The 11,929-nt window shown below is 62.2% G+C and carries 10 protein-coding genes; 7 read left to right on the top strand and 3 right to left on the bottom strand.

All coding sequences use genetic code 11. The features are described from left to right. Positions 1 to 191: 191 nt before the first annotated feature. A complete protein-coding gene (locus tag PMI35_RS07055; protein WP_008063747.1) occupies positions 192 to 392 on the bottom strand; it encodes a YbdD/YjiX family protein in 201 nt (66 codons plus the stop codon). Between the two features lie 240 nt (positions 393 to 632). Here PMI35_RS07055 and PMI35_RS07060 point away from each other — a divergent pair, with 240 nt between their 5' ends. Genes PMI35_RS07060 through msrA form a run of 3 tightly spaced genes read left to right on the top strand, consistent with a single transcriptional unit; the run spans position 633 to position 2,286 of the window. Continuing rightward, the gene (locus tag PMI35_RS07060; protein WP_008063745.1) at positions 633 to 1,238 is read left to right on the top strand and encodes an SCO family protein; all 606 of its coding nucleotides are present in this window, start codon (positions 633 to 635) and stop codon (positions 1,236 to 1,238) included. After that, positions 1,238 to 1,726, top strand: a complete 489-nt coding sequence (locus PMI35_RS07065; protein WP_008063744.1) for a copper chaperone PCu(A)C — start codon at positions 1,238 to 1,240, stop codon at positions 1,724 to 1,726. Before PMI35_RS07060 ends, PMI35_RS07065 begins: the two co-directional genes overlap by 1 nt. A gap of 53 nt (positions 1,727 to 1,779) precedes the next feature. Then, positions 1,780 to 2,286: a peptide-methionine (S)-S-oxide reductase MsrA gene (gene msrA, locus PMI35_RS07070; RefSeq protein WP_008063741.1), complete on the top strand. Its 507-nt coding sequence runs from the start codon at positions 1,780 to 1,782 to the stop codon at positions 2,284 to 2,286. Positions 2,287 to 2,325: 39 nt separating this feature from the next. Here msrA and PMI35_RS07075 read toward each other — a convergent pair whose 3' ends face one another. Continuing rightward, entirely contained in the window at positions 2,326 to 2,865 is a 540-nt protein-coding gene (locus PMI35_RS07075) for a hypothetical protein (RefSeq protein WP_008063740.1), read from the bottom strand. A 169-nt stretch (positions 2,866 to 3,034) separates the two neighbouring features. Between PMI35_RS07075 and PMI35_RS07080 the strand changes: the two genes are divergently transcribed. From PMI35_RS07080 to katG, 4 genes are all read left to right on the top strand, one after another. After that, complete coding sequence (locus PMI35_RS07080) at positions 3,035 to 3,556, top strand: sigma-70 family RNA polymerase sigma factor (protein ID WP_008063737.1); 522 nt, start codon at positions 3,035 to 3,037, stop codon at positions 3,554 to 3,556. Continuing rightward, on the top strand, positions 3,553 to 4,521 hold the full coding sequence (locus PMI35_RS07085; RefSeq protein ID WP_008063736.1) for a FecR domain-containing protein: 969 nt from the start codon (positions 3,553 to 3,555) through the stop codon (positions 4,519 to 4,521). The genes PMI35_RS07080 and PMI35_RS07085 overlap by 4 nt, the downstream gene beginning before the upstream one ends. Before the next feature lie 100 nt (positions 4,522 to 4,621). Next, a complete protein-coding gene (locus PMI35_RS07090) occupies positions 4,622 to 7,045 on the top strand; it encodes a TonB-dependent siderophore receptor (protein WP_008063730.1) in 2,424 nt (807 codons plus the stop codon). A 377-nt stretch (positions 7,046 to 7,422) separates the two neighbouring features. Continuing rightward, positions 7,423 to 9,675, top strand: a complete 2,253-nt coding sequence (katG, locus tag PMI35_RS07095) for a catalase/peroxidase HPI (protein WP_032831942.1) — start codon at positions 7,423 to 7,425, stop codon at positions 9,673 to 9,675. Positions 9,676 to 9,733: 58 nt separating this feature from the next. Here the strand turns inward: katG and PMI35_RS07100 are convergent, their stop codons facing one another. Beyond that, positions 9,734 to 11,731: a peptidase U32 family protein gene (locus PMI35_RS07100; RefSeq protein ID WP_008063725.1), complete on the bottom strand. Its 1,998-nt coding sequence runs from the start codon at positions 11,729 to 11,731 to the stop codon at positions 9,734 to 9,736. Positions 11,732 to 11,929: the final 198 nt, after the last annotated feature.

Here is an 11,929-nt window from a genome sequence, read left to right as displayed (position 1 = left end):
TGGTTACTTGGGGCTTTTCCAAGTGACTCGCTGTAAGAGCGAAACCATAGGTGGCCGTTACCGCAGGAATGGATATGTACGCCGAAATCATCGGGTCGCCTGTCAGGCCGCCATCGCTGGCAAGCCAGCTCCCACAGGGGATCGGGTACACCCGCAGCTCAGTGGGCGATATGGCGGAGTAGTTTGCAGCGTCAGCAACACCGCGTATTACATTTCCCACGCCCAAAACGCGCGTCCTGACGCTCACGAAAAAACGCCTCGTAGCTCATCACCGGCTCACCCGGATGACTGATCGCCCTCTGTGCGACATAGTTGTCGTAATCGGGAACGCCCACCATCAAACGCGCGCTCTGGCTAAGGAAACTGGCGGCTTGCTGCAATTTGCGGATCATGGCAATGCTCTCGATGAGGTTTGGACAGCCCGATATAACCCCACTGTTGTATCTGCAATGTGTCCGCTTCCCGGCCATTTGTATTTTCATGTATTCACGCCCCCGCGACCTTTTGGCGCATGACCGGCTGGCCATCGATTGAGCGCCAATGGGCAACAGTTTGTTAACATCCCTGCGCTTTTTTTCGCCTGATCCGTCAGGCACTGTGTTTTCTCTGTTGCACACAGGAAGCTTTTTTCCATGAGTACGTTGTATTCCCGCCGCACTGTCCTGCAAGGCATGAGCCTGTTGAGCCTCGGCCTGCTCGCCGGCTGCGATGACAGCAGCAAGCTGTCGTTCAAGTACGGCAAGGACCTGAGCGACAAGATCATGGGCCGTTCCTTCAAACTCAAGGACGCCGACGGTGAAACCCGGATGCTCGGCAGCTACCAGGGCCTGATGCCGATGATCTTCTTCGGTTTCACCCAATGCCCGGCCGTCTGCCCGACCACGCTGGCCCGCGCCGCCCAGGCGAAGAAACTGATGGGCCGCGATGGCGAGCGCCTGCAAGTGGTCTTCATCACCCTGGACCCCGAGCGCGATACCCCGCAAATGCTCGACAAATACGTCAAGGCCTTCGATCCGAGTTTCGAGGCGCTGTACGGCACGCTGGAAGAAACCGCCGCCACCGCCAAGGAGTTCGGCGTATTCTTCGAGAAAGTCCCCAGCGGCGATACCTACACCCTGTCCCATACCGCGACCAGCTTCGTGTTCGACTCCCGGGGCAATCTGCGCCTGGGCCTGTCCGCGTCCCTTACCGCTCAAGAGTGCGCAGAAGACCTGCTCACCGTCATGGAGGTCTGCTGATGTCTTCGTTCCGCGCACCACGTATCAAACAGCTTGTACTGGGAATGGCCCTGATTGGCATGGCGTGGCAGGTGTCTGCACAAACCCGGGTGAGCGACGCCTGGGTCAGGGCGACGGTGGCCGGCCAGCCTTCGAGCGGGGCCTTCATGACCTTGCAGGCCGACACCGACAGCAAGCTGCTCAGCGTGCAGTCGCCCGTGGCGAAGATGGTGCAGATTCACCAGTCGAGCATGAAAGACGACGTGATGAGCATGCAGCAGGTCCAATCCGTGGCGTTGCCGGCCGGCAAGCCGGTGAAATTCGATCCCCACGGCTACCACGTCATGCTCATGGACCTGACGGGGCAGATCAAGGAAGGCGACAGCGTGCCCCTGACCCTGACCGTGGAAAACGCCAAGGGCGAGAAAGAAACGATCCAGGTGAACGCGCCGGCAAAGGCACTGGGTACGATGGATCATGGCAATATGGATCACAGCAAGATGCATTGAGGGTCTGACGGCCTCCCCCACGGAGGCCGCTCTTTGATGGGAGGTGCGCAACGATGACGACGAACACCGAAACCGCCATCTTGGCCGGCGGCTGCTTCTGGGGCATGCAGGATCTGCTGCGACGCTACCCTGGCGTGATCTCCACGCGGGTGGGCTACACCGGCGGCGATGTGCCCAATGCCACCTATCGCAACCATGGCTCCCACGCCGAAGCGATCGAAATCGTCTTCGACCCGGAGCAGATCAGCTATCGCCAGATCCTGGAGTTTTTCTTCCAGATCCATGACCCGAGCACCCAAAACCGTCAGGGCAATGACCTGGGGACGAGCTATCGTTCGGCACTCTATTACCTGGATGACGAGCAGAAACGCATCGCCGAAGACACCGTGGCCGACGTTGACGCTTCCGGCCTCTGGCCCGGCAAGGTGGTCACCGAGATAGCGCCCGCCGGGCCGTTCTGGGAAGCGGAGCCTGAGCATCAGGACTACCTGGAGCACTACCCCAACGGTTACACCTGCCACTTCATACGACCGAACTGGATACTGCCCAGACGCAAGTAATGGCGGGCGCCGGCTTGTCGGCCCCTCCGGGTCCATGGATCAAGACAGATAACCGCGCTGCACGCTGACCCGCCGATCAATGGCCTGGCGCAACCGTTCGCTGTGTTCGGCCCACACCAGAGGGTCGACCTTGGGCGAACGCATCAGTTCGAGCATGGCCGACTGCGCCGCGCGGTATTCGTCCAGGGCATCGCCGGCCATGATCTTCAAGCGCTCGCCTGCGGTCATTTCCAGGCGGCGCAGGGCCAATACCGTTTCGTCGGTAATGACTGTACTCAAGGTCAATTGCGCTCGATGGGGCGCGATGAAAGGCTGGGTTTCCAGCAGGATAGCCCTGGCCCGCTGTCCGCCCCACTTCAAGGCCAGCACAAACGGCTCGCGCAGGCCGCGGTCATGAAACTCTTCACAAATCGCTGCCCCCTCGGCGGCGTAGATACCGATGAATACCTGGGTCATCCCCTGTGGCGTAATGCGCGCTTGCACCTCGATTTGCCTGCCGTCGCCCAACACGTCTTCATAGGTTTTGACGGGCAGGCGTTTATTGAGCCAAAGCCAGAACTGTGCGCCTCTATGTCGCATTCACTACCCTCCCCAGGATCGCTTCCCGAGTAAGGCACAGGATGGCGCCGTTCGCCATGCCGGTGGTCGTTTGAATGCGGCGGCCGGCCGCCGGATCTCCCTCTTGCCGTCATCATTGACGCTCATTACAATTGCTAATAATTCTCACTAGCAAAAAAACAATCACGCGATGAGCGACTCTCTATCCGCCACTCACCAACTTCACGTGCGCAGTGTCGAAGCCCTGTACGTTGGCCATCAGGGCTGGCTGCACGCCTGGCTGTTGCGCAAGCTGGGCAACCGGGTGGACGCGGCCGACCTGATGCACGATACGTTCACGCGTATCCTGGCGGCCAGGTCGCTGCCGGAGATTGCCGAGCCACGGGCCTATCTGACCTGTGTGGCCAAGGGCATCCTGGTCAACTGGTATCAACGCCAGGCACTGGAACGCGCCTACCTGTCGGCCCTGGCGCAATTGCCCGAGGCACTTGCACCCTCACCGGAAGTGCGTTTCCTGATCCTCGAAACCCTGCATGAAGTCGATGCACTGCTCGATGCCCTGCCGCCACTGGTCAAGCGGGCGTTCCTGCTGTCGCAGATCGGCGCGATGAAGTACGAGGACATCGCGACGCAACTCGACGTCTCGCTCATCACCGTCAAGCGCTACATGAAACAGGCCTTCGTGCAGTGCCTGACGTTGATGCATCAATGAATGGCCAAGCGATGATCAGCCCGGCCGTCCTGGATGAGGCCGCCGAATGGCTGATGCGCTTGGGCGAAGGCGCGCTCAGCGAGCACGAACGCGCGCAATGGCAACAGTGGCGTGCCAGCAGTGCCGAGCACGAATGCGCCTGGCAGCGAGCGGAGTGCTTGCTGGGCAAACTGGGAGGCTTGCCTCCGGAGCTGGCGATACCGGCGCTCGACCGCCCAGCCAACCCGCAACGCCGCGCGCTGCTCGGTCGCCTGGCGGCGCTGCTGGCGCTGGCACCCGCCACCTGGGCCGGATGGCAACTCAACGAGCGCCAGGGTTGGACCGCCGACTACCACTCGCCGATTGGCGCGCGTCGCCAGTTGACGCTGGTCGATGGCAGTCAGGTGACCCTCAACACCGACACCGCGATCGATGTGGATTTCGATCCGCAGCAGCGCCTGATCAGGGTGCGCAAGGGCGAGATTCTGATCCAGACCGCGCCGGACATTCAGGTGCCCGCACGACCGTTGCGGGTGTCCACCGCACAGGGTCGCCTGCAGGCGCTGGGCACCCGTTTCAGTGTTCGCGAAGACGACGGCGTCACGCGCCTGGCGGTGTTCGACGGCCGCGTGCAAATCGAACGTTATGCGCAGCCCCATGCAGCGCCGGTGATCCTGCTCGCCGGTCAACAAACCACCTTTTCGGACGCTGCGATCGGCGCCATCACCCAGGCCGACAGCGCCCTCACGGCCTGGACCCAGGGCATGCTGGTGGCCGACGGCATGCACCTGGGTGACTTCGCCAGAGAGCTGGCGCGCTATCGCCATGGCCTGGTGCGCTGCGATCCGGCCGTCAGCCGGCTGCGCATCTCCGGCGCTTTCCCCCTGGACGACACCCGGCGCGCGCTGAGCATGCTGGCCTCGACCTACCCGGTGCAAGTGACGACGCACCTGGGCGGATACTGGGTGACGATTGCAGCCGTTTGACCCACTCAAAAAATAATTGCAAAGAGGTGATACTTTTTTCGCGCCTGGCTGGCAAGGGAAGACACCCCCTCTCCCTTGCCGACAGGATCACCCCCCCTCGATGCCCGTTGAACGCTCTTTACGCTTGACCCCTCCCCTGCGCCGTACAGCCTGCAGCGCAGCCTTCAGCCTGATGCTCGCGGGCGCCTGCGCCCCCGCCTGGGCGGGTGAGACGCAACCGCCAGCCATCGTCGATGCCCGTGGTTATCAGATCCCGGCAGGCCCGCTGGGGCAGACGCTGTCGCGCTTCGCCGCCGACAGCCAGATAGCGCTCTCGTTCGACCCCGGCCTGACCGATGGCCTGCAAAGCCCCGGATTGTCCGGTACCTACTCGGCGCTCGAGGCGCTCACCCGCCTGCTGAGCGGCACCGGCCTGCAACTGGTCCAGCGCGCCGACGCCAGCTACACCCTGGAGCGCGACAGCCACGGCGACGCACTGCAACTCGGCGCGACCTCGATCACTGGCCAGCGCCTGGGCGTGACCACCGAAGACACGCACTCCTACACCACCAGCGAAGTCAGCATCGGCAAGGGCAACATCAAGCTCAAGGACATCCCGCAGTCGGTGTCGGTGGTCACGCGCCAGCGCATGGACGACCAGAACATGAACAGCCTGCAGGACGCCATGCGCCAGGTCACCGGGGTCACGATCAAGACCTACAACGCAGGCTCCAGCCTCAACGATGTGTACATGCGCGGCTTCCTGGTCGACCAGGTGCAAGTCGACGGAGTGTCGCAACCCACCGGCCAGGGCGACATGGCCACCGCGTTCGACCTGGCGATGTATGACCGCGTCGAAGTGCTGCGTGGCCCCTCGGGCCTGTATCAAGGGGCGGGCGAACCCGGCGGCACCATCAACGTGGTGCGCAAGCGGGCGCTGGGCCGATTCGCCCTGGGTGGCGAACTGGCCGCGGGCTCCTACGACCACTACCGTTCCTCGGTTGACGTCACCGGCCCGCTGAATGACCAGGGCAGCGTGCGCGGGCGCTTCATCACGGCCTACGAAAACAACCAATCCTTTGTCGACTACGCCCAGAACGAACGCCCGATGGTGTACGGCCGCCTGGAACTGGACCTCGACCCGTCCACCACCCTGTCGGTCGGCGGCGCTTACCAGCAGAACCACTCCACCCCGGCGTTCGGCTTGCCGGCGTACGCCACCGGCAAACTGCTGGACGTACCGCGCTCGACCTTCGTCGACGCCAAGTGGAACGAACTGAACGAAAAAGTCTGGGAAACCTTTGCCGAAGTCGATCACGCCCTGGACAACGGCGGCCAGTTCAAGACCACCCTGACCTACCGCGATGCCGAGACCCCAAAACGCAACTTCACCTGGGCCGATGGCGCGGTCGATCCAGACACCGGCGACAGCTGGGCCGTGGCGTACAACTACTACACCCACATCAAGTCCATCGGTGCCGACAGCTTTGTCACCACACCCTTCGACGCCCTGGGACGCACCCACGAATTCACCCTGGGCGCCGAATACCAGCACCTGGACAAGGACTTCACCTACGGGGGCGGCGACTACTTCCCGATCAACGTGTTCGACCCGGGCAGCATCGACATTCCGAAACAGGACTACGTGAAGAACAACGGCAACTGGTCCAAATCGGATCAATACGGCCTCTACACCCGCGCCAAGTTCAACGTCACCGACTGGCTCGACGTGATCGGCGGCACCCGGGTGACCTGGTACGAGAGCGACGCGAAGAACGCCAACGCCTTCTTCAACAACTTCGGCAGCGCCCACACCAGCATCAACCGCAAGGTCGTGCCCTATGGCGCAATCATCGGCAAGCTGACCCCGGAACTGTCGGCCTACGCCAGCTACACCGAAGTGTTCAAGCCGCAAAGCGAACTGGGCTCGGACAACACGCCGATTGGCCCGCGCGAAGGCCAGCAGTACGAAATCGGCCTCAAGCGCGAGTTCTTCGACGGGCGCTTGAACGCCAGTGTCGCGGTGTTCCGCATCTATGATGAAAATCGCGCCGAATACAACAACGCCACGGCAGCCTACGAGGCTCAGGGCAAGGCGCGCAGCCAGGGCTGGGAAACCGAACTGAGCGGTAACCTGACCGACAACTGGAGCATCGTCAGCGGCTACGCCTTCACTTCGACCAAATACCTGAACTCCGATGATGGCAATGAAGGCAAGACCTTCAGCACCATCACCCCCAAACACAACTTCAACCTGTGGACCAAGTACGAGTTCAGCGACGGCCCGCTCAAGGACTTCAGTGTCGGCGGTGGCGTGCGCGTGGTCAGCGACACGTACTACCAGCGTGACGTCAAATTCGAACAGAGCGGTTATGGCATCGCCACGGCTCAGGTGGGCTACAAGATCAACGACAACCTGTCGACGACGCTGACCGCCAACAACCTGTTCGATCGCAAATACTACGATCGCGTGGACGCTTCCTGGGGCACCAACTTCTATGGCGACCCACGCACCGTGACGCTGGCGCTGCGCGCGCAGTATTGACGCCCACCGATGAAGGTTCGCCAGTCATCGCTGGCGAACTCGATAGCTGCAAAGGCGCCTTGAAAGATTCCGCCTATCGGCTACAAATACTCCAGCTATTAGCCGTCTGCCCAAGGGCGGTCTAGCCTTATCTAACGCCGGTGCCGTCTGGCCGGCCTAGACCTGATAAGAAGATAAAGCAGGAGTCAGAAACCGACTAGGCGCACCGTGGGTCATCCCGTTGGCAATACGCTTTGCCAGTGCCGGTGATGCCCATTTGGCCACGATGATCAGTTGATCGACTTGCTGGGCCAACAGCCTGAGTCATTGATTTCACTCACCGCCATCGAACCTGTAGGGACGCTGGCTGAATGAACACGACCAAAGGTAGCTCACAGATGGGAACTGAAACGAAATGCCCGTTCAATCACGCAGCGGGTGGTGGCACCACGAACCGCGATTGGTGGCCGAACCAGCTGAATCTGAAGATCCTGCACCAGCACTCGTCCCTGTCTACCCCCGCGGACGAGGGCTTCAACTACGCCCAGGCGTTCAAGAGCCTGGACTTTGCCGCGCTCAAGCGTGACCTGACCGCGCTGATGACCGATTCCCAAGACTGGTGGCCTGCGGACTTCGGACACTACGGACCGCTGTTTGTCCGTATGTCCTGGCACGCCGCGGGCACCTACCGTACCGGCGATGGCCGAGGCGGCGCCGGTTCTGGCCAGCAGCGCTTCGCCCCGCTCAACAGCTGGCCCGACAACGTCAGTCTGGACAAGGCCCGGCGCCTGCTGTGGCCGATCAAGCAAAAGTACGGCAACAGCATTTCCTGGGCCGACCTGATCGTCCTGACCGGTAACGTCGCGCTCGAAACCATGGGCTTCAAGACCTTCGGTTTTTCCGGTGGCCGGCCTGATGTCTGGGAACCGGACGAGGATGTCTACTGGGGCTCGGAAAACAAATGGCTGGGTGGCGACGTGCGCTACGACAAAGCGCAAAAAGCCATGCAGGAACCCGGCGAAGGCCCGCTCGTCGCAGAACCCGGGGAAAACGAGGAGAGCCGCACCGAGCAGGGACGCAATCTGGAGAACCCCCTGGCGGCCGTGCAAATGGGCCTGATCTATGTGAACCCGGAAGGCCCGGAAGGCAACCCCGACCCGGTGGCTGCCGGCAAGGACATCCGCGAGACCTTCGGCCGCATGGCCATGAATGACGAGGAAACCGTGGCGCTGATCGCCGGCGGCCACGCCTTCGGTAAGACCCACGGCGCCGGCCCTGCCGACAATGTCGGTGCCGAGCCCGAAGCCGCTGGCCTCGAAGAACAGGGCCTGGGCTGGAAGAACAAATTTGGCACCGGCAAAGGCCCCGACACCATCACCAGTGGCCTGGAAGTGACCTGGACCACCACGCCGACGAAGTGGAGCAACAACTTCCTGGAGAACGTGTTCGGCTTCGAATGGGAACTGACCAAGAGCCCGGCGGGCGCCCATCAGTGGACGCCGAAGAACGGTGCTGGCGCCGGGATCATTCCGGACGCGCACGACCCGTCCAAACGTCGCAACCCGACCATGCTGACCACCGACCTGGCACTGCGCTTCGACCCGATCTATGAGCCGATTGCACGGCGCTTCCTGCAGAACCCCGATCAACTGGCCGACGCGTTCGCCCGTGCCTGGTACAAGCTGCTGCACCGCGACATGGGCCCGCTTTCGCGCTACCTCGGCCCGGAAATGCCCAACGAAGAACTGCTGTGGCAAGACCCGATCCCTGACGTCGATCATCCGCTGGTCAACGACAGCGACGTCGCGGCCCTGAAAAGCAAGCTGCTGGCCTCGGGCCTGTCGGTCTCGCAACTGGTCTCGACGGCTTGGGCAGCGGCTTCCACCTTCCGTGGTTCGGACAAACGCGGCGGTGCCAACGGCGGGCGCTTGCGCCTGGCCCCACAGAAGTTCTGGCAGGCCAACCAGCCCGACCAACTGGCGGGCGTATTGACAAAATTGGAAGGCATCCAGCAAGAGTTCAACGCCGGCGGCAAGAAAATCTCCCTGGCTGACCTGATCGTCCTCGCAGGTTCTGCAGGCGTTGAGCAGGCGGCGAAAAATGCCGGGCACACGATCACGGTGCCCTTCACGCCAGGGCGCACGGACGCTTCCCAGGAACAGACCGATGTCGAGTCTTTCGGCTTTCTCGAACCGATCGCCGATGGCTTCCGCAATTACCTCAAGGGCCGGTATCGCGTGTCGGCGGAGTCGCTGTTGATCGACAAGGCACAGTTGCTGACCCTCACCGCGCCGGAAATGACCGCGCTGATCGGCGGCATGCGTGTACTCAAGACCAACGTCGGACAGACTGCCCACGGCGTCTTCACCACACGGCCCGAGGCGTTGACCAAGGATTTCTTCACCAACCTGCTGGACATGGGCGTGGAGTGGAAACCGCTGTCGGAGGCACAGGAAGAGTTTGAAGCGGTCGACCGCAAGACCGGCCAGAAAAAGTGGACGGGCACGCGCGTCGACCTGGTCTTCGGCTCCAACTCGCAATTGCGCGCGCTGTCGGAGTTCTATGCCAGTAACAGTGAGGAGAAGTTCGTGAAGGACTTTGTGGCGGCCTGGACCAAGGTGATGAACCTTGACCGCTTCGACCTGAGGTGAGCGGACCCACCGGGTGAGTTGACGAGCGCGCAGCCTTGACTGCGCGCTCGAAGGTCACTCAATGGGGCGCGCGATGGATGGTCTTGAGCAGGTCTTCGGGGCTGATGTGCCCGACGACCTGCTGCACGCTGCCCGGTTGCGGCAAATCGAGGATATGCCCCTTCATCTTGCCGATCACGTGCATCTCGCACGGCTTGCAGTCGAATTTCAACGTCAGCACTTCGTCGCCGTGGATCAACTGCATCGGCGCGACCTTGGTGCGCACGCCCGTCACGCCCTTGGCCTGCTTGGGGCACAGGTTGAAAGAGAACCGCAGGCAGTGCTTGGTGATCATCACCGGGACTTCGCCGGTCTCTTCATGGGCCTCGTAGGCCGCATCGATCAGCTTGACCCCGTGACGGTGATAGAAGTCGCGGGCCTTCTGGTTGTAGACGTTGGCCAGGAACGACAGGTGCGACTCCGGGTACACCGGCGGCGGACTGGTCTCGGCCTTGCGGCCACCCCGTGGATGGGCCTGGATGCGGGCGACGGTCAACGCTTCGATCACTTCGCGGCGCAATGCCTTGAGCTGCGAATTGGGAATGAAGAACGCCTGGGGAGCATCGAGCTTGATGTCGGTGGCGTGGTATTCGGTGGTGCCCAACTGTCCCAGCAGGTCATGCAGTTGCTCAAGGGCCTGCTGCGGCTTGTTGGCCACGCCGAACGGACCGTCCAGGGCGACACTGGCGCTGATGCCCTCTTCGCTGGTGGCGGTCAGTTCCAGACGCTCCTCACGAAGGCGCGCGACCCAGGACAGACCGATCCGGCGCTCGGCGGAGGTCTTTTGCAGTGCCTGGGCCCAGTTGTGATCCAGGTTGCGGCTCAACGGGTGATTCGGGCGCAACTGGTGCAGGCCCTTGGGCATCTCGTTCGGCTCGACGCGGTAGCGATAGCGTTTCTCGCCATCCTCTTCGAACTCGCCTTTGGGTTCGGCGATGTTGGTCCGCCAGCCCACTACTTCACGCTTGACCAGTACGTTGAGGCCGTCACCGTTGGACAGTGGCTCGTGGGTGACCACCAGCAGATCGCGCTTGCCGACTTTTTCCACCACGCCCACCGGCAGGCCGGTGAAGGTCGGTGAGTCGAAGGCGCCGATGTCGATCTTGCGTTCGCTGACGAAGTAGTCGGTGCTACCACGGTGGAAGGTCTTGTCCGGATCGGGCAGGAAGAAATGCGCGGTGCGGCCGCTGGAGGCGCGGGCCAGATCCGGGCGGTCTTCGAGCACAGCGTCCAGGCGCTGGCGGTAGTAGGCGGTGATGTTCTTCACGTAGCCCATGTCTTTGTAGCGCCCCTCGATCTTGAACGAGCGCACGCCGGCTTCCACCAGGGCGCGGATGTTGGCGCTCTGGTTGTTGTCCTTCATGGACAGCAGGTGCTTCTCGTAGGCGATCACCCCGCCCTTCTCGTCCTTGAGGGTGTACGGCAGGCGGCAGGCCTGGGAGCAGTCACCACGGTTGGCGCTGCGGCCGGTCTGCGCATGGGAAATATTGCACTGGCCGGAAAACGCCACGCACAACGCACCATGGATGAAGAACTCGATCGCCGCCTCGGTTTCGTCGGCGATGGCGCGGATTTCCTGCAGGTTCAACTCGCGGGCCAGTACCAGTTGCGAAAAACCGGCCTGGTCGAGGAACTTCGCCCGCTCCAGGGTGCGGATGTCGGTCTGGGTGCTGGCGTGCAGCTCGATCGGCGGGATGTCCAGCTCCATCACACCCAGGTCCTGGACGATCAGCGCGTCGACACCGGCATCGTACAGTTGATGGATCAGCTGGCGGGCTGGCTCCAGTTCATTGTCGTGCAGGATGGTATTGATCGTGGTGAACACCCGGGCGTGGTAGCGATGGGCGAACTCCACCAGCGCGGCGATATCGCTCACCTCGTTGCAGGCGTTGTGGCGAGCGCCGAAACTCGGGCCACCGAGGTAAACGGCGTCGGCGCCATGCAGGATGGCCTCGCGGGCGATAGCCACGTCACGGGCGGGGCTGAGCAATTCCAGGTGATGTTTGGGCAGGGACATAATATTTTTTAGTCAGGCTGTCACGGTCGAGGCGCGCATTGTAGCGGTGAAATGCGCGGGGGGCATCCGTGTACTGCCAGGTGGCTCTCGGATGTGCCTGATCTACCTGTTCTTCCGGTGTACATATCCATTCCTGCGGTAACGGCCGCTTATGGTTTCGCTCTTACGGCGAGTCACTTGGAAAAGCCCCAAGTAACC

The sequence above is a fragment of the Pseudomonas sp. GM78 genome (assembly GCF_000282475.1).
Taxonomy (GTDB): Bacteria; Pseudomonadota; Gammaproteobacteria; order Pseudomonadales; family Pseudomonadaceae; genus Aquipseudomonas.
The sequence above is the reverse complement of the archived record's forward strand: the minus strand, read 5'-3'. Positions and strand labels throughout refer to the sequence as shown.